This is a genomic window from Marivirga tractuosa (genome assembly GCF_042140215.1).
GTDB classification, from domain to species: Bacteria; Bacteroidota; Bacteroidia; order Cytophagales; family Cyclobacteriaceae; genus Marivirga; species Marivirga tractuosa_A.
The window spans coordinates 3,981,827-4,000,572 of record NZ_CP159478.1 but is presented as its reverse complement, the minus strand read 5'-3'; the positions used below and the strand labels follow the sequence as shown (position 1 = coordinate 4,000,572).

Below are 18,746 nucleotides of genomic sequence, written 5' to 3'. Positions count from 1 at the left end.
TAACTTTCAGGATTTCGGAGTTACTTCATTATCAAGATGCTGCGAAGCTTTATGGAAGCATGCAATACTTAATAACCTGAGTTCGACATTAATTTGGAAATTCAGATTTTTCACCCAAGGGGTGACCAGCCTATGGCTGGCATCCATTCAATAGACAAGGCGTCTTTTTGAAGATATAGCGAGCTATATCGAAGAAAGACAACGCTGTATATTGGGTTTTATGGGAAAGTTTTTCTGATTCCGCTTGTAAACAGCGATTTTCTTCCTAAAAATTTCTTACAATAGCCCGCTATTGCTTCAAAATTTTTAGTTGAAACTCACTATTTACAAACGGTCTGAATCCTAAATTAATAATCGAACTCAGGTTAACAATCATCATATCACAATAATAGATAGTTTCGTGTATGTGACAGGTTTAGTAACCCTTTTCTTCCATTTTTTTCTCAAAATCATGGCTAATTTCCATTCCCCATTGTTGACCTACCTGCATAGATTCTTGCATTATCAAAGGTGTGTTTTTGGCGAATTTCTTCCCTACCGGGGTTTCGTAGAATTTGATTAGCTCTTCTAGGTCTGCTATTGTCATATATTTGGAATAAACAGGAACTAACATATCAGTCAACTCATTCAGGGATGTTTTAGTGAATTCCTTTGCTAAATCATCCCAGATTTCTAGTTCTATAAGAGGATATTGTTGTTTGTACATAGTAATTATTTGTTTAATGACAGTTTGGTAAGTCTGTTCTGTACCTGAGACTTCAAACATTTTTTGAAGGGTTTTACCGTATTCTGTATCAACTTGTCCGAAGACTGTTAAATTTACAAGGGTTAATAAAGCGATTGTTAAAAATCTTTTTTTCATAATTACAGTTTTAGTTTTTATTTTATTCATTTAAGGTATAAGTATAATTCTAATCTTCAACAGTATGGTGCAAATTAATTCATCTGTTGGTATAGTAGCATTTAAATTGCTTTACATTGAGGATTTCTTTGTATGGTAGTTCAAATAATAAATCAACTATTATGGACTGAAGCTTTACTTTTCAATTGGTCCATTAGGATTTACAATATAGTCATTTGCAAGTGCAATATTTTAGTCCGGATTGTGTTGATGATAGCATATAAATTTCACTGCTGCCAATCAATTCACTATCATTCTTCTGTATTTCTAAGTGTGAGCTGTATCAGTTGGTATCCTTCCTCTGTTTTTAGGAAACTGATGTGGTCTTGAAAATAATCCTCTCCTTTGCCATGGCTAATCACCAGGGTCATCAAAGGGTACTTCCAGTATTTGGCTTCACTACAGTTGTTAAAATATTGATCAAATTCCGATGTTTCGAAATTATAAGGATTCAATCCGTCCACTGAAATAAAGTAATCAGCACCTTCTTTTCGAATAGCTAAAAGCCGACTTTTAAGCAAGTCATAGTGTTGGTCTATAAAATAATCTTTAGGGTGCGTTAGCCAGCCACTGTTATCTATCCAGAAATATATACTGTCATAAGTTGCCGCCAATAATTGCTCTCTTGATAAAGAGTCTAAAACTTCATTATCTAACCAGTTTTCAAAAGTCTTTTTAAAAGCAATGAAAGAGTAATACTTGTCATTTTTTGCCTTATAAACCTCCCTGTTTGGATCATCTACTTTTTTTTCAATAATATCAAGGGAGTAAAAATCGAGTACAGATTCGTTCTTAAAATCTTCTATGATCATTTGATTGGCGGTATCCAAAAGAAAAGTTTGCCCGCCTTTCCAGCTAAAATGATTGCAGCCCGAATGCTTCTTTTTGTCCCAAAAGGATTTTTTGGCTCCCTTTAAAGCAATTATGTATCCGTTCCTTGCCTGGGACAGTGCATTGTATTCAGCAGGTATAACTACTTCTCCTTTACTGTTTAGCATTCCTGTATTTCCAGTTTTATGATCCTGAAAACGGATGAAGCCCTCGTTTTCGCAATCAGCGGAATTGTCAGAAATAAATAGACTGTCACGGCCAACTATCTTACCTGCTTTTGTTAAATGATAGCTGACATATTCATCTTCTTTTTGTTCCATTACCGCAATAATGTCATCAAATTTCTTGGCTACAGTAAAGCCCATAAATTTTGGCTTTATTTTAACATCTCCTGAGCTATCTTTAAAACCCATCAGCCCTGAATCTTTATCATAAAATGCCGTCCAGCTTTTATCTTGTTGGCTGTAAGAAGAAAATGTATGCGCCATTAATAAAAGCAGTAGAAGAATGTTTTTCATTTTTAACAACCTAATTTCAATTGTAATAATACATGAATCAGAAAGTGAAAATAGCCAAATTTGTTAAATCCTGATTTTTCCAAGTAGATTCTGTTAATCACCATAGTTAAAAACGTATGGCATTCATCTGTATTTCAAGGGCTTCTAAACTTTTCTGTTCCTTTTCACTTAAAGCAATATTTTCAAATTTCATATACTGCAATAAGCTATATCGGCTAAAATCATCTCTGTCTGATCTTTGCTCTGCTATTTCCTGTAGTCTTTTCATAAAACCTTTGTCGTGAATTTCCATGTGCGACAATAAAATACCATAAAACTGAATGGCTTCTTTATATTGGCCCAGCTTCTGAAAACTATGAGCAATCGTATGGCTCCATATTTTCCTGCTTTCCTTGCTTTGCGTCATTTCAGGATATTTGTAAGCCATGGCTTCATAAGCAGAAATGGTTGCCTCATATTTTTCTGTTTTGTATAAAGCAAAGGCGTAAATGGCAGTAGTGTTAAAGTCCAATATAAATTTTTTCTCCATGACGTGATAAAGCTCAATCAAATATTCTCTGGCTTCAGCCTTCTTTGCCATGTCAAAAGCTTTTTTATAGTGTATTTCTGGTAAATAGCCTTCATCAGCAGCATTAACAAATGATTTTGCTGCATCCAAGTATTGTTTTAACATAATTTGCACTTTACCATTATATATATGGTCAAGTGCATCCTGCGGATGCTGGATTATGCTTTCATTACTTAAAATTGGTAAATTTTCTGGCCTTCCATCTTCTTTTCCAAATCCAGAATGTACCAACATCTGCAAATACAATAAGGGCTGATCCTCCAAAGCTTGTTGCCGATGAGTCTGTATTAAACTTTTATAAGATGCTTCGTATTGCCCTAAGTTGAACAACAGGTCACCTTTTAGTATTTTGAACTTCCTATGAAGAATATTCTCTTCACTTACATTTCGTATGGCCCATTCCACATCCTGCATGGCTTCCTCAAATCTAAAGACGGATCGGGACATGGTAGCTCTTTGATACAGAGCATCAATGGTTAATGCATGTGACTGAAAACCAGTGATGCATAAATTCAATAGTTGGTAGGCATTTGTCGTTTCTCCAATATTCCTGGCGGCTACTCCTCCTATATAGCTGCTATCAGGAGTGCCTAGGTCTATGCTGTGGTATTGGTTGATCAAATCCAAAGCCTCTCGCCATTCCGCCCAGCGAAAATATAATGCTGCCGTTTCCAGCAGAAATTTCGGCTCGCTAAGCCCTGATTTACGTGCGAAATTCAGTGTGATAATAGCTTGATAGGACTTATTTTGTAAAATATAAACTTTAACAAGGATCAAAAGAAGAGCAACATCGTCTGGCTTTAATTCTAAACCTTCTTTAACAATAGCTTCAGCTTTGTCTGAATTGTTTTGTTGCAGATTTACATGCCCTAAGAGAGCATAAGCATGCAGAGCTTCACTTTTACTGCTACCGACATTCCAAATGGCCAATAGATCATTAATTTTGGTTGCTGAAGAGAAATCACTTTTTTTGAATTCTGTTTGGTGGTTCAATAAATCCGTTACCATTTCTATGTTTCCGTTCATGGCTTCAAATTCTGCAAAAGCAATTCTACTGATTGAATTCAACTTGTCTTTTTCATGGAGCTTACGCCAAAGTGCTAAAGCTTCACTGTATTTAGCTAATCTGAAATAGGATATAGCTAGATAATTTTCTTTTACTTCCATGGGTAATTGCTTCCCAATAGGACCATTCAATACTTCCAGACAAGAATTGCTATCATATATTTCTGTATATAGCTTTAACAATTTCTCTGCCTGATTAATATTAAGCGTGTTGTCATCCAGTAAATTATCCGTATATTTTCGGCAGCACTCATAGAGGTTTGCGGCTGTGGAGCGATCCTCTGGGCAAAGGTCTTTCGCCTTTCGTAAACATATCCATGCTTTCTCATGTTCTTGCTTTCGCAGATAATACTTTCCCAAATCACGGATCAACTGCGCATGTTCTGGCTCTTTCAAAAGTATATCTTCTAAAATAGATATGTCCAGTTTCTCGGTATGGCAACTTATCTTTAAGTAATCATCAGCAGTTGCCAAATCAAGCTTTTTCAATTCTTCCAGATGTACAATAAGTTTTTCATACAAATCCCCAACTGCCTGTTTTTGGTGCAGGTTTTGTAAAAGGCTTATGGACAACCGGTGGAACAACCCTATTAAAGGAAGGTTTTTATCAACTTCTTCAGTTGAAAAACTTTCCAAAATTTCACTGGCTTCTTCCTGCTTTAGAGTAGCAGAGGTTATATCCCTCTCGAGAAGAGCCTCTTTTACTTCTTTTATCTGTAGTTCGAATATAGTGTTCATTTAATTATTTTTATGTTAGCTGAATTGTGATAGGCAGGCTGATGTCACTAAGTTATTTTTAGGTTCAGTGATTAACTATTCCATCTGAAAATAACTGCTGTCCTAAAAAGGGACTGTGCTCCAACTTCGCCTCATTCGACAATTTATACCATAGGTTATGGCTTCTTACTTCAGGGGCAAGTATATTATGGTTCTGATGACCATAAGCTTCTGCAAATTGCTCGCCTATCATAACGGCTTTATGAAAATCGTTCCATGATGTGAACCACTTTTTTGTTATAATGGCAATATCCCAAATTCTGTTCCTTACCTCATTTTCACTCAGTAAACCACAGAGTCCACAAAGCCTTGTCAATTTCACATATTCACTTACATCATATGCTTTAATTCCCTGCCTCCCTAAATCAAATTGGTAGGTTTTCACTAATTGATAGCGCTTATAATCAATAGGGTTTTCTACACCCTCTAAATGCTCTTGATACTCTGAAAGCGTCATTAAATTGATTTGAGCTCTTAGTTTGCTGAATAAGTTATTGTACATTTTGTCATTAGCATAAAAGAACAGCATGTCTTTTGCTTCTTTTAAATTGGTGATTTTTTGTAAACGGAGCTTGGATTTGATATAATTTATAAAACTTTCTACTGGTTCCGTAAACCCAAAAATAGTATTAGGGTCATAGTCCTTAAACTGGCTCATGGCAAGTGTGGATAGCTCCAGCCCGAAATATAAGTCTTCTGATATATGAGGGTTTTTCATTTTAACTTTCTTGTTGGGTTTTCATTTGATCTAATAAATTATTCAGCATTTCCGTATGTGCTTTACTATATGCGCCTGCATTTAGCATAGCTTCAATTGAACTGATATATTGCTGTGCAAAGATGGAGCCTTCCAAAAGAGTTGGTAAAACCATAGTACTCATTTGTCCATAAGATGGGAAAGGTTCGATCAGGAGCACACAGTGGATCAATTAAAATTTCAAAAAGTGCTTGGTATAATTGGATGGCGATGCTTGCATCATCTTTCAAAAATTCAATAATATCTGCCTGTTTCATCATCAGTATTGAATGTAACATAGGGTTGTCAGCTTTGTCCTTTTTGTAATAAGGCAGGTGGTTGATCAGAATATTCATTTGTTCCTGCTCCACTTTGAAACTCCCCATCATCATACTGATTTGGCTTAGGTTCATGTACATTTTTTCCTGATCGTAATGGATCTCATCAGGAACTTCCAATTTACTTTCATTTGCTTCTACCTCTTGGGTATTATCCATTTCAGTATTCCCGGATACTTTTACCAATGCAGGCTCAAAACCTCTCTTTTCCAGGAAGCTCTTCCATTTTATGGCAGTTACTCCGCTGATCTGTTTCGATGTTAGATGATCAAAAAGAGTATTAATGAATTTCTGAGGAAAATCTTCTTCAGGAATTTCACTCAATACTGAAATGAAATGAGCAGAAAGCTTGTCCAGTATGCGTTTGGGCTCGCTTTCCCCCGTGGGAATTAATTGTTCTTTTGATAAAAACCGCAATACTAAGTTGCCAATATCAAACCATAAGGCTTCATTGCTTTGAATGGCAGCTGCAATTTCTTTCACTGTGCTGTCCAGTACTTCTTTCACCCATCTAACATCGCTTCCATTGCTATAAAAGTAATCTTCGAAGAAATTGTACACTAATCTTACTCCTTCACTTCCAGATTGCTTGATGTATTTAGTCATGGCTACTTTTACATAACCATAAACCTTATTAGTAATGCTGAAATGCAATCCTCCCAATGACCATACATTATTGATCAGCTCAACCTTATTCTCCAGGCCGGCTTCTAAAGCAAATAAAGTATCAACTAAACCTTCTAACCAGTCTTCTTTGTGGTTTTTCTCATTGTCAGGATGCCTTGCCAAAGCAATTAAGGCGTACAATAATGTTCGTAGTTGCTCCTGATCGGTCTGGCAATATTCAATCAGCCTTTCTTTAGCATGAAAAAGCACATGCAAACAAAACCTATTGGTTAGTGGGGTTAAACCATAAGTGAAATTGATATCTATATAATTTAGAAAATTACCAAAGCCTTGAAAAGTATTTTCTATAATATAGTCAGAATTAAGTGGAAAAGTCTCTCCATGTAGCTGCACAGTAACCAAAGGTCTGCTATAGAGATTAGGTACTAGCGAACTAAACCTGTCATCATAAAACTTCTTTTTCTTTCTACTTAAAGTGGAGGCTGCAGCTTCGTGCAGCCATAACTCCAGCATACCAAAAGGCATTTGTTCTGTTTTTGCTGAAAAAGTAAAGAAGTGTTGAACATATTTCTCAAAATTCGGGCTGTAGAAGTTTTTGCCTCCATCAGCAGTCATCCATTCAGTGAGCCGTTGCAAGCAGGTCTCAGGTTGATTGTAGAATAAATCTCCTGTTCTGTGGTAATATAAAATCACATCGCCCATGTCCCATTTTTTGAGGCCCAAGGCTTTAATCATAGGATAGTGGCCCTCTTCGCTTTTAATATTTAAAATACCCTGATGAGAATAGATGATAGCTGTTTTATGGTTTTTTAAGGATTCTATGGCTATTTCAGGGTTTTGCTCCAGAAAGCTGGCTAGTGCATCAGGTTTGCGGGAAATCCAGTTTTCCATAAAAGTAGACTGGCTTTTCAAAGCGATTACACGATTATAAGTTTCCATGAAGCGTTCATAACTCCCTTCGAAAAAATGCTGGATAAAATCATCGTCCGCCTGGAATTTGAATACTTTATTGCTGTCCTGAACGAAGTAATGACCGCTATTACAGAAATTTCTTCTCAGGGCCATATCAGCATACCATTCCGATAGCATAAAATTGCTGATGTCCAATACTTGAGTCATCACATACTTAGCGGTATGAAAGGAAATTTCTGTAGGTGCTTCTAGCAAATAATCTAGTGCATTTAACATGATGTCCCTTGCTTTATCCTCTTTAAAAGCAACAGTTGTATGATGAACTTTTAAAAATAACAAGGCATTTTCCAGGGCAGGAAGGGGAGGATAATAGCCTAAATCCATTAAGCTTGTCCAAGCAGCTAGTTGCTCAAACCCTTTTTTAAAATCCTTAAATGCATCTGTCTTGGAAAAGTATAGTCTTTCGGCATGGGAATAGTCCAGTCCTTCGACTGGGGAGTTAGAAAATAAGTGCTTTAAGTTATCTTCCTGTTTGTAGTAGTGAATGTTTTCAGTAAGTGTATCCAATTCCTGTTGCGAATAGGAGCCGAAATGCCCCACAAAGCGCAGTAGGCTATTGGTTAAAGGCTCTTCCTCTTGCTCCGCAGAAGCAATCTCATCAAAGCTGCGTTTATCCAAGAGTTGGTTGAGTACATATGGGCTTAGTTTGGCGAAAGAGCTATGATAGGCACGTATCTTTGGTTTTTCATCTTGTAATTTTTCATTTTCGCGAGCTATTTTCAGTTCAAATTGCGTGAACTCTTCCTGTTCGTGATCTTCTTGCAACAGCTGGGCTCTTTGTTCCCTTTGCCTTTCATTTACTCGCTTTTTTTGAGCTTTCCAGTAAGCCAATTCTTCCCAATAATCATTGCTTACTTCTTTGAAACATGATTCCAACACATTGAATTGTGTTTTAGTTAGGGTATTGCCCTGCACCATTTCCAATAAATGAGCGGAGTTGTGATCCAGCAGCCAGCGTACTGCCAAGCCACCAACAGCAGATTCTTTGCGGGCTATCACCGCTATAACCTCTTCTTTCTGAAATAGTAGGGCTGCCGCTAATTGTAGGGCTTGATCAGCATGATCAAGAGCTTCATTAGCAAGATGTTCTAATTGATTGTATTGCTGATAGGAAGTCTCCTCTAACTGCTGCATGCTGTGCATCAAGGCTACTGCAGCATATGGTTTTAAGTAGGGGATATCTAAAATTGGGATTAAAACCTGCAGTAAAATATCTAAAAACTGCTGATTGTTCTGAAAAGGACTCCAATCAAATTGTGGGTCAAATGTGTTAAGGTGACCAAGGAATAAAGCAAACTCTACCTTGTTTGAACAATATTTTGAAGATATATTGTCCATTATGAGTTGGGAAGTGCTATGCAAGCCTGTCCAATTCCTTTTAGGCAGCCATCTTAGGCAGGCTATTTCAGCTAATTGTTTACCAATAGGGGAGAGGAGCTTTTCCCGGTTCTCTAGAAAAGACTCATCATCCTTAATGGTAGTCGTACAATAATCTTCAGCTTTTTGAAGGTAATTGTCATCAAAAGGAATTCTCTGCAAAAGAGCTTCTTCTGCAAGGGAGAATTTTTCCTGTCCTTTTACGATGAGCACCTGCTCCAGTCGCCTGATGTCCTGGAGTGAACGCTCTACAATGGCATAATGCCTATTGTATTGCCTTTGATATTGCTCAAGTTTGGCGGCTGGCAGTTCCTGCAGTTTTGCGGTCAATTCAAGCTGGTTAATCCCCAGGTTTTTCAGGATTCGGGCAGCCCCAAAATACTGATCAGGTTGAACCTCATTACCACAGTGTTTACAGAATTTACCTTTTGGGGTAAGCTTTACACACCACGAGCAGCGTTGCTCCTCACGCACTGCGGAACCACATTCCGTACATAAGTCACCAGGTTTCCAGTCCTTAGGTTGTTTGGTATCACATTTTTCGCAGTAAATTACTAAGCTCATATTATCTTGCTCTTCTGATTTTTGCCCACATATTTTCTTTTTCTTGCGAGTCCATGTCTTTTACTTTAGCAACTATTGCTCTCTTCGATTCTCCTTCACGTTTTAGATAAAGTGCAATTTCAAAATCGGAAGAGCCTACAAATTCAGACCCACAGCTTCTACAGTATTTTCCAGGACCAGAGCTTAAGCACCAATGACAATTTTGAACAGGCTCCGCTTGGTTGCCACAGGAAAGGCATAAATCTCCAGTTTTATAGTCATTCGGTTGTTTGGCATTGCAGTGAACGCATTTTACAATATCAGAACTTTCCACTACGATTGGAGAGGAAGATACCTGTTCAACTTCTTCGGGTTTTGTAGCAGGAGCCAAGCCCACTGCCCATACCATCACTTTTTTGCTTACTTTTTCTTCTAACCCTGTAATATCTGTTAAGGTCTGATGATCCCCAACTAGTGCAAAATCCTCCTTAGTGTTAATGCCAGATTCTTCCAATGCTTCTATATGGTGATCTTCAAGTCCTTTAGCTCTTAAAATGTTTGATAGTAATTTCGAAATACCCATGCTTTCTGATTTTAATTGATGATAAAGCAAAGGTATTTTCTCTCACTCAGAGGCTAATACCTATTCAAAGTGAATATCCAATATCACTGGAAACAGTGAGTAAAATAAAAAGGAAGGCTCTCATCTTTGTGACATTAACTTTAAAAAATGCAGCCATGAATTTAGGAACTCTATTAAAGCTAAAGGCGCATCGTCCTGAACAAATAATAAAAGAATTATATGAATTGGTTAAAATGGAGGCGCACAAGGAAAAGCCAGATTTACCCTACTTAAGCATTGGACTTAGTGGTGGGAATATATTGAGCGGTTATTTGTTGAACTATAATTTCGAAAATGAAGAAGTGCTTTTGGGCAGCTTCATTGAGGGCAAGTCTGAACTAAAATACTGCAGTAGCTTAAGTGTGCAAAGCATTGAAGTACATAAAGCAAATAATTGGCTTCATGCTCTTTCTGATGGTCAGCTGGAATTTATTCCAAGAGCAGATGATGTACCTTCCTCTTTAGAGTTAAAAAGGAAATTAAATGATGCCCAGGCTGTCCTTTCACAAAGAAAAATCAACTTGGAATTTGATTTATCAGCATTGAATACTGACTTAGAACAGTTTTATGCTAAAATTTTTATGAAGATGGTGGTGGAGGTGATTAAGGAGATTTCATCCACAGATTTGGGAAAACAAGCTTTAGAGAAGAGCATAAGTCTGCTAAAACTCAGTCTAGGAAAGGAAAATAAACTTTCCTTGGAAGAAAATCTTTTGTCGGTAGAATTTAAAATAGATAAAGCCCCACAGATGGCTTGGAAAGCTAGAGCTTTACAGGAAGCAATTGAAGAAAAACTATAAAACATAATGAAAATGAAGAAGCAAATTTTAATAATTACCGTATTATCCATCCTGTTTTTTTCTCAGGCTATTGCACAAAGCAATCAGACGAATTACAAGATATCAATGGATTTGTATGAAGGGCCTAATAGTGAAAAACGTTCCTATCAACTTGAGAATATCTCTTATTATTTTAGTACTGATTATCATACTGATTCCATAGCAGATCAAAAAATGGATGCTTCTGTGGGGTTGAATTGTGTTATATCTGGGAAAGTGGATAAGTTTTTACTGCAATGGATGGCACGGTCGCCAAAATATTTGAGCGGGGAAATATCCATTATTGATATATTTACTAATGAGGTAGTGAGAAAAATTAATTTTGAACAAGCAAGGGTAGGTAGTCAAAGTGGGACATATAGTAAGGGATCAGGTTATAGCTATGGCTCAGATTTCGCCTTATTGGTAAAGGTTTTGACTATTGATGGGGTCAATATTATAGATGATAAATGATTTCTATTGAAAGAGAGATTATAAAAGGGTTGCGCTAGATAAAGTACAACCCTTTTTGTTTTATGCTATTTGGGTTTTGCATTGGTCTATTTTCGTTTTTTATGCGAATGACTTTTACTAAAAAATCAAGTTTGGAAATTCTCTTTGCGATAGCATCCTTACTTTTAACTGACATCACCCCTTGCAAGGCTTGATTTATGCTAGTTGTTATCGAGTCCGTTACACATTTGCTGCTTATCAGTTCCTTTAAGGATTGAGTTTAGAATGGGAAAGTCTGGTCTATTCAACTTTTCTCTACAGCAATTTTTATTACGAATTAAAAACAGTGATGCTAAAGGGTGTTCCTTCTTCAACATTTCAATAGCAAAATGCTTAGCTTTTGATCTGTAAAATCTTTAACGAAAGGCTAATAGGCTAGAGTTATGCTGCTGATATTATAGTTAATTCCAAAAAGTTTGAGCATAACGTTTTATTAAGGTGTTTTTTAGAACAGCATAAAAAAAGCACTGCCCCAGCGGACAGCACTTCTTCATCACTACTTACCTAAACTAAATTGACTAAATGCTTATAAATTACTCTCTAAGTAGTTTTTAATGTCTAGGTCAGTAAAAAAGCCTGTATGATGTCCGCCATAGCTGGCGTTTATGATTAATACACCACTATCTAAACCAATACTTTTATTCTCTGCAGCGGTATTGGGATCGATATTGTTAACTACAATTTTATTTACATTTTCCTGAATAGCTTCTTTTCCAAAATCGTCAGCACAGACGTCTTTAAAAGCATCTACTGTACGCTGTAAACATACGCTTGGTATAAATTTTATTGAATTAAGATCGAATGAATCCCAATTGATTTCTATAGGTAATTCTTTCCCTGCTATTTGGTTTAATTCTTTTTGATAGTCATTAAAATATTGTTCTTTTATGACTTTGGCAGCTTTTTTTTCTTGTAATCCCATTGCTTATGATTTTATGTTTTTAACTAATGTAAAAGTACAGTTTAGCCCACTGCTGCTTTTACCCAGTAGCCGTGAAATGAAAAAGTCATGGTTTTCAGTGAGTCTTTCGAGTAGTGGGTTTTACGATTAAAAACATACATTTTTGTTAACCCGAAAAATTCAAATGAATTTTTTGTCCGAAAGATAGGCGATTTATAAAAACCCGATTATTAGGTAGTTACATTAAAATCTCCATATAAAAACATGAATTTTAAAACACCCAAATTTGGACTATTAGGCTTTTATAAATTATCGGGGTTAACCCTGTTGTAATATACTGATAATCAATGGTTTTAAATTTATTAACTTATTTGTCATGCCCATTTCATGAATAATGCGGGTTAAGGTTTGATATTTAGAATAACAATGAAATAATTTGAGCTTACTCATCATAATATCCATTGTCGATAGCGAATTTAACAGCTCCTACTGTAGTTTTACAGCCAGTTTTTAGTAGAATGTTTTTTCTGTGTGTTTCTACTGTGTTTATAGAAATAAAAAGTTTATCGGATATCTCTTTGGATGTAAACTCCTCCATCAATAGCTTTAATATTTCTTTTTCTCGCTTTGATAGCTCAATATGACTGTTTTGCTTTCTTTCAAACTTACTTTCCATATACTTTTCTTTCACCTTGTTGGAATAGTGGCGATTCCCCTTCAATACATCTTTTACAGCATCTTTTAGTTCTTCCTTATCAGCAAATTTTAGTATGTAACCATCGGCTTCTTTTTGTACTACTTTATTGATAGTACGCACATCGTCCAACATGCTTAATATAAAATATTTTATATGAGGGCTGTTTTTTTTTACTTCTGAAAGCAATTGGATCCCATCCATTTTAGGCATATTGATGTCGCTGATTACCATGTCAATGTCATCAAACTGATTTAAAAGCCTGAGAACCTGGGTGCCTTCCGTAGCCAGATGAATTTGCCCTACTTCTTCCATTTCCGAAAGTATACTGTGAAGTCCATCAAGGAACATCACATGGTCATCAGCTATAATTAAGTTATACTTTAGTTTCATTTTTTTCTGTGGATTTTACGATATCTATATCAATATTGGTTATGGTTCCCTGCTCTGAAGAATCAATCTCCAGGCTTCCGTTTCTGCTAAGCAACCTTTCCTTGATGTTCCGCAGCCCAATTCCCTTAATGGAAGCGTCCTTTTGAATACCTATTCCGTCATCTGTAACAACAATATTAAGATAACTGTCATGAAGGGTAAGCTGTAATTCGGAACTTGTTGCTTTTGAGTGTTTTATTATGTTATTGATCAGTTCCTGCAGTATTCTATAGACATCTGCCAATAAATCTTCTTGCAAAGCATCAATTGCCTCACGAGGAAAGAAAATAGCTTGGATATCGATTCCTGATGCTTTTGAATTTTGATTGATAAAGTCTTCCAGAAAATCACAAAAGCCTGTTTGAGCAAATGCAGGAGGGTGTAGTTTATGAGATACAGCTCGTAAATCATGGCATGCATTGCGTATGCCAGTCAGTATTCTTTGGGACTCTTTATTTTCAGATTCTCTTCCCAAATATTGCTCAAAAGCTAATTTCAGTCCAGCTAATTCACTTCCAATTCCATCGTGTATTTCACGTGCAATTCTTGACCTTTCCTGTTGTTGCCCTTCTTGATATTGTTCAATTGTTCTTAATCGAAAATCTTTTTTTAGTTCAATGGTTTTTTGAAGATTTATTTCCTCTTGCTTTCTTGCCAATTTCTGCTGATACCTTATCTTTTCCTTATAGAAATATCTAATAATAATTAAGGCAGTGAGTACAATCAGGAAGCCTATGAACAATATATTTCTTGTCATTTGTTGTTTTTTCAGGCTGATAGCTGCATTTTCCAATTCCACTTCCTTTAAGGATTTCTCCTTTTCAAGTAGGGTAATTTGAGCCTCTTTTAGTCTGGTTTCGTATTGTTCTTGGAGTGATGCTACATGCTTTTCTATTTCGAGGGAATTTTGCTTTTCATTTTGGCTTACTTTTTTCTCTAGGAACTGTAGTGCAATTTTGTATTGTCCCTTTTCTGCATACAAGCTGTAGAGATTTTGATAAAGTTCGGTATTGTAGTAAACATCAGGGTTTTCTTCAATATACAATAATGCCTCCTGAAAATATTGAATAGCTTCATCATTTCTTGCCAACTTTTGCATGCAAATGCCCAGGTCATTTAAGACCAAGCCCAAATCAGCTTCGAGATTGAGTGTTTCCAGCTTCTGTTTTGTGGCCAAGAGCTGTGGTAAAGCCTCTTCATATTTTTCTTCTTCCAATAAAATTTGCGCCATATTAATTCCTACATGAGCCTCCTTTATTTCATTACCTTCCTTTTGATGGAATTCCAACACTTCTTTATAAAATTGCCTTGCCTTCTCGTATTTACCCTGCTCTTTCATAATATTGGCGAAGTTGAATTTGGTAGAGATGATGCCTGCATAATCATCTATTGATGTGTATTCGGCTAGTGCCCTGTCGAGATTTTTAGCGGCATCTACATATTTTTGTTGCTGAAAATAAACTAGGCTGATGTTTTGGTAAGCATTGGCCACACTTTTTTGATTTCCTGTTTTATTGGCATACTGCAGACAAATTTCGAAATTCTGCATAGCCTCTGCTAGTTTACCCTGATTTTTGTAGGATACCGCCAGTAAATTGTAGCAAGCCGAACGTCCTTTTTCAATCTCTAGTTCTTCTAAATAGTTTATAGCTTTTCTAATCTGAAAAATTGTGGAGTCGAAATCCCCCTGTTTAAAGGCTAAATTTCCTAGTGCATAATGTGCTTTGGCCGTGTGAAGAGGCAACTGATATTCTATGCTAAGCGCTAACATTTGATTGGCATATTCCGCTGCCTTCTGAGGTGATTTTGTAGAATTGGCAGCAAAAAGCCTTAGCAAATCATTTAATTCTTTTTCTTTTGATTCTTGTGCTTTTATGCTAGATGTTAGTAAAAATAGCAGAAGCAGGAAGAAATATTTAAGTAAAACAGGCATGGTACTGGCAATAGTTCTGTATAAATCTATAATTCTTTTACAAAAGAAAGCTTTATTCATTTAAAAGCTATCACAATATTCAGTGATATTTGTTTTTTTTATCTATATCGGTCTTTTTTGTATTTATCGTGTAGCTCTAATTAAAGATAAAAAGCAATAAGCAGGACACTTTATAGCCTAGGATCGTGTTTCCAGAGCTTGATATTAGTAAGAATTTGCTTAATAAGTCAAAGTAGGATGATATTTTCCGGAGGATGTGCTGGATATAGATGATACTTTTTATTACAATAGTTGTATGTGGGATATAGTGAAAAGTGATATTTTATGTATAAAATGACTAATTTATTTCGGATTGATCCTTTAAAACTTACATTTTGATTTTGTAAACAATACTTCTATAACCAAAAAAGCCCCAGAATGACTTCTGAGGCATTTATATGTGCGCACCTGGACTCGAACCAGGGACCACTTGATTATGAGTCAAGTGCTCTAACCAGCTGAGCTATAGGCCCTGAAAATATACAACCGACTGGCTGTCTGTTTTTCGGATTGCAATGTTACGGAATTGCACGTAATTGCGCAATATAATTTGAATGAATTAATAAAATATTTTTTCTTTCACATTCTCAATTTAAGGAATGACAGAATTATTCCTCAATTTTTTTCTTTTTCCGCTTAAAACCATAAACTAATTGGTCTTTCAATTCAGAAGGAAACTTATCCATATCGTCAAAACCCAAAGGCTCGTCTCTTCCATCTTTAGGAATATAATGTGTTTGGAATATATAATCCCATATACTTAATGAAATCCCAAAATTGACTCCTGTTTTGGATGGAATGTGTTTAGCATGATGCCAAATATGCATTTGTGGATTATTGAAAATATATTTCAAAGGTCCTAAAGGAACCCGGATGTTTGAATGGTTAAAATGACCTATTGCCAAGGCAAACAAATGAACCAATAAAAACTCTTGAATTCCGAAACCAATCATGGCTAATGGAATATATTCAATAGTTCTGTAAACGATTGTTTCCATCCAATGAAAACGTAAATGTGCGGCAAAGCCCATTTGCTCAACGGAATGATGTACTTTATGGAATTCCCAAAGGGCTGGAACTCTATGTAACAATCTATGTACATTCCAATGTATGAAGTCTCTTAATATGAATAAAGTCAATAACTGCGCCCAAACTGGCCAGGTATTAATTTCAATAGCGACTAGGTTTTTCACCCCAAATAATGCTAAAAAGTCGTTGAAAAGCTGGACGAATACATTGGAAAAAGCATAATAGCCAACCAATGAGAAAAGAAAGAAATTGAAAAACATATAGAAAGCATCCAGCCAAAAATCTTTTCTGATCTTAGGCTGATCTTTTCTCCAAGGCATAGTTAATTCCAAGGCATAAAAGAAAATAGATATCCCAATTAACCAATACAAATAATTACCCCAATGTGGATTTAAAACCTCATTGCCCACGTAGCGGGCATAGTCTTTAAATGAGGTGATAAAAATATCGATGTATTCCATTTTTCTTATTTGACTTCTTTAACAAAGATAGGGCTAAAGCTGTTCAGAACATTGTAACTGATGTTACATTCAAAAAATTCTTAATAAGAAAATATCTACAAAGTTTGCTTCGTTCTGACGCTTATAAAAATTGAGGAGTTGATTTATTCCTAACGGAATAACCATTATTTTAATCAATGCAACAATAGTGTCTGAGCGATTTTCTGGTATGCTACCATTAAGCGATTTTCTGGTATGCTACCATTAAGCGCTTTGACGGTAAAAACCGTCAAAGCGCACTCAATTTAGCTGATAAATAAAAAAAGCCTCCAAAAAGGAGGCTCTTCAATTATAATGGAATATTTCCATGTTTTTTCTTAGGCAATTTGTCCACCTTATTTTCTAACATAGAAAATGCTTTAATCAATTTCGATCTGGTGTTAGACGGAAGGATTACTTCATCAATATATCCTCTATGAGCTGCTCTGTATGGATTGGCAAACTTTTCAGTATATTCTTCCACTTTTTCAGCAAGCTTGGCTTCTTTATCATCTGCAGCAGCAATTTCCTTACGGAAAATGATTTCGGCAGCTCCTTTAGCACCCATCACCGCAATTTCTGCCGTTGGCCATGCGTAATTCATATCAGCACCAATATGCTTTGAGTTCATAACATCATAAGCACCACCATAAGCTTTTCTGGTAATTACCGTTACTCTTGGAACTGTAGCCTCACTAAATGCATAAAGTAACTTAGCTCCATTAGAAATAATTCCATTCCATTCTTGATCAGTACCAGGAAGGAAGCCAGGAACATCTTCAAATACCAATAAAGGAATATTGAAACTATCACAGAAACGTACAAAACGAGCAGCTTTTTTACTGGCATCATTATCTAACACTCCAGCTAAAGAAGCAGGTTGGTTTCCTACTATACCTATACTTCTACCAGCTAAATGGGCAAATCCTACCACTATGTTTTCTGCATAGTTTTTATGTACTTCAAAGAAGCTGTTGTCATCAACAGTGCCCTCTATAACCTCTCGCATATCATAAGGCTGATTCGGATTATCAGGAATGATATCGTTTAAGCCTTTTCTACTTTCATCCTCCTTTAGTTCATAAGGAACGGTAGGGGCAGGGTCCTCACAATTTTGAGGAACATAGCTCAATAACCTTTTGATGTTATTAATACATTCCAGTTCATTGGCACATGAGAAATGCGTTACGCCACTTTTAGTGCTATGCGTGCTAGCACCTCCTAATTCTTCTGAAGTAACATTTTCTTGGGTAACTGTTTTTACCACATTAGGGCCGGTCACAAACATATAACTTGTGTTTTCCACCATCATGATAAAATCAGTCATTGCTGGAGAATAAACAGCTCCCCCAGCACATGGACCCATAATAGCAGATATTTGAGGTACAACGCCTGAGGCTCTTACATTTCTGTAAAAAATATCTGCATATCCACCTAAAGAAACTACGCCTTCCTGAATTCTGGCTCCACCCGAATCATTCAAACCTATTACAGGAGCTCCGTTTTTCATGGCCATCTCCATAATTTTAACAATTTTTTCTGCGTGGGTTTCAGAGAGGGAACCTCCAAAAACTGTGAAATCTTGACTAAAAACATAAGTAAGCCTTCCTGAGATGGTTCCATAACCAGTTACTACACCATCTCCTGGATAATGTTGATTTTCAAGTCCGAAATCCTTGCAACGGTGCATTACAAACTTTCCAATCTCTTCAAATGAACCTTCGTCCATCAAAAGCTCAATTCTTTCCCTAGCCGTTAATTTTCCTTTTTTATGCTGAGCTTCTATTCTGTCTTCACCTCCACCTTTTAAGGCGTCTTCATTTTTCTGAGCTAATAATTCGTTTTTTCCTTTATTGGTCGGTTTAGTATAAACAGGTTTTTCCATATTGTTATTTCCCATAGTATCATCAAATTATAATCTTTCAAAGATAGGATAGGTAAGATGAAAAACGAATTTTTTGAGGGCAAACTATAATTTTTGGGCATAAAAAAGGCCATCCTTAAAAGGATAGCCTTGAATATTTTTATACTTA

The 18,746-nt window shown here is 36.1% G+C and carries 13 protein-coding genes; 2 read left to right on the top strand and 11 right to left on the bottom strand.

Going from position 1 to position 18,746, the window contains the following annotated elements; translation table 11 throughout:
- Nucleotides 1-415: 415 nt before the first annotated feature.
- From ABWH96_RS17890 to ABWH96_RS17865, 6 genes are all read right to left on the bottom strand, one after another.
- Nucleotides 416-862, bottom strand: coding sequence for a DUF2059 domain-containing protein (locus ABWH96_RS17890; protein WP_375578870.1), 447 nt, complete (start codon nucleotides 860-862; stop codon nucleotides 416-418).
- A 290-nt stretch (nucleotides 863-1,152) separates the two neighbouring features.
- Nucleotides 1,153-2,250, bottom strand: a complete 1,098-nt coding sequence (locus tag ABWH96_RS17885; protein ID WP_375578869.1) for a WG repeat-containing protein — start codon at nucleotides 2,248-2,250, stop codon at nucleotides 1,153-1,155.
- Between the two features lie 106 nt (nucleotides 2,251-2,356).
- Nucleotides 2,357-4,621 carry a hypothetical protein gene (locus ABWH96_RS17880; RefSeq protein ID WP_375578868.1) on the bottom strand — a complete coding sequence of 755 codons (2,265 nt, stop codon included), beginning with the start codon at nucleotides 4,619-4,621 and terminating at the stop codon, nucleotides 2,357-2,359.
- A gap of 64 nt (nucleotides 4,622-4,685) precedes the next feature.
- Nucleotides 4,686-5,378: a DUF1266 domain-containing protein gene (locus ABWH96_RS17875; RefSeq protein WP_375578867.1), complete on the bottom strand. Its 693-nt coding sequence runs from the start codon at nucleotides 5,376-5,378 to the stop codon at nucleotides 4,686-4,688.
- Between the two features lie 92 nt (nucleotides 5,379-5,470).
- The gene (locus ABWH96_RS17870) at nucleotides 5,471-9,274 is read right to left on the bottom strand and encodes a zinc ribbon domain-containing protein (RefSeq protein ID WP_375578866.1); all 3,804 of its coding nucleotides are present in this window, start codon (nucleotides 9,272-9,274) and stop codon (nucleotides 5,471-5,473) included.
- Between the two features lies 1 nt (nucleotide 9,275).
- Nucleotides 9,276-9,836 carry a hypothetical protein gene (locus tag ABWH96_RS17865; protein ID WP_375578865.1) on the bottom strand — a complete coding sequence of 187 codons (561 nt, stop codon included), beginning with the start codon at nucleotides 9,834-9,836 and terminating at the stop codon, nucleotides 9,276-9,278.
- Nucleotides 9,837-9,991: 155 nt separating this feature from the next.
- On the opposite strand from ABWH96_RS17865, the gene ABWH96_RS17860 reads away from it, so the two are divergent.
- Nucleotides 9,992-10,675, top strand: coding sequence for a hypothetical protein (locus ABWH96_RS17860; protein ID WP_375578864.1), 684 nt, complete (start codon nucleotides 9,992-9,994; stop codon nucleotides 10,673-10,675).
- 12 nt (nucleotides 10,676-10,687) lie between these two features.
- Nucleotides 10,688-11,167, top strand: coding sequence for a type VI secretion system tube protein TssD (gene tssD, locus ABWH96_RS17855; protein ID WP_375578863.1), 480 nt, complete (start codon nucleotides 10,688-10,690; stop codon nucleotides 11,165-11,167).
- A 565-nt stretch (nucleotides 11,168-11,732) separates the two neighbouring features.
- Here tssD and ABWH96_RS17850 read toward each other — a convergent pair.
- From ABWH96_RS17850 to ABWH96_RS17830, 5 genes are all read right to left on the bottom strand, one after another.
- On the bottom strand, nucleotides 11,733-12,128 hold the full coding sequence (locus tag ABWH96_RS17850; RefSeq protein WP_375578862.1) for a hypothetical protein: 396 nt from the start codon (nucleotides 12,126-12,128) through the stop codon (nucleotides 11,733-11,735).
- Nucleotides 12,129-12,549: 421 nt separating this feature from the next.
- Entirely contained in the window at nucleotides 12,550-13,194 is a 645-nt protein-coding gene (locus tag ABWH96_RS17845) for a response regulator (RefSeq protein WP_375578861.1), read from the bottom strand.
- Nucleotides 13,178-15,226, bottom strand: a complete 2,049-nt coding sequence (locus tag ABWH96_RS17840; RefSeq protein WP_375578860.1) for a tetratricopeptide repeat protein — start codon at nucleotides 15,224-15,226, stop codon at nucleotides 13,178-13,180. The genes ABWH96_RS17845 and ABWH96_RS17840 overlap by 17 nt, the downstream gene beginning before the upstream one ends.
- 587 nt (nucleotides 15,227-15,813) lie before the next feature.
- Entirely contained in the window at nucleotides 15,814-16,695 is an 882-nt protein-coding gene (locus ABWH96_RS17835) for a sterol desaturase family protein (RefSeq protein ID WP_375578859.1), read from the bottom strand.
- Between the two features lie 328 nt (nucleotides 16,696-17,023).
- A complete protein-coding gene (locus tag ABWH96_RS17830) occupies nucleotides 17,024-18,613 on the bottom strand; it encodes an acyl-CoA carboxylase subunit beta (protein WP_375578858.1) in 1,590 nt (529 codons plus the stop codon).
- Between the last annotated feature and the right edge of the window lie 133 nt (nucleotides 18,614-18,746).

Bases quoted from the DNA above. Each gene is read 5' to 3' on its own strand.
- ABWH96_RS17865 (WP_375578865.1), bottom strand. From the start codon at position 9,836: ATGGGTATTTCGAAATTACTATCAAACATTTTAAGAGCTAAAGGACTT.
- ABWH96_RS17835 (WP_375578859.1), bottom strand. From the start codon at position 16,695: ATGGAATACATCGATATTTTTATCACCTCATTTAAAGACTATGCCCGC.
- ABWH96_RS17850 (WP_375578862.1), bottom strand. From the start codon at position 12,128: ATGGGATTACAAGAAAAAAAAGCTGCCAAAGTCATAAAAGAACAATAT.
- ABWH96_RS17830 (WP_375578858.1), bottom strand. From the start codon at position 18,613: ATGGGAAATAACAATATGGAAAAACCTGTTTATACTAAACCGACCAAT.
- ABWH96_RS17840 (WP_375578860.1), bottom strand. From the start codon at position 15,226: ATGAATAAAGCTTTCTTTTGTAAAAGAATTATAGATTTATACAGAACT.
- ABWH96_RS17870 (WP_375578866.1), bottom strand. From the start codon at position 9,274: ATGAGCTTAGTAATTTACTGCGAAAAATGTGATACCAAACAACCTAAG.
- ABWH96_RS17875 (WP_375578867.1), bottom strand. From the start codon at position 5,378: ATGAAAAACCCTCATATATCAGAAGACTTATATTTCGGGCTGGAGCTA.
- ABWH96_RS17890 (WP_375578870.1), bottom strand. From the start codon at position 862: ATGAAAAAAAGATTTTTAACAATCGCTTTATTAACCCTTGTAAATTTA.
- tssD (WP_375578863.1), top strand. From the start codon at position 10,688: ATGAAGAAGCAAATTTTAATAATTACCGTATTATCCATCCTGTTTTTT.
- ABWH96_RS17880 (WP_375578868.1), bottom strand. From the start codon at position 4,621: ATGAACACTATATTCGAACTACAGATAAAAGAAGTAAAAGAGGCTCTT.
- ABWH96_RS17845 (WP_375578861.1), bottom strand. From the start codon at position 13,194: ATGAAACTAAAGTATAACTTAATTATAGCTGATGACCATGTGATGTTC.
- ABWH96_RS17885 (WP_375578869.1), bottom strand. From the start codon at position 2,250: ATGAAAAACATTCTTCTACTGCTTTTATTAATGGCGCATACATTTTCT.
- ABWH96_RS17860 (WP_375578864.1), top strand. From the start codon at position 9,992: ATGAATTTAGGAACTCTATTAAAGCTAAAGGCGCATCGTCCTGAACAA.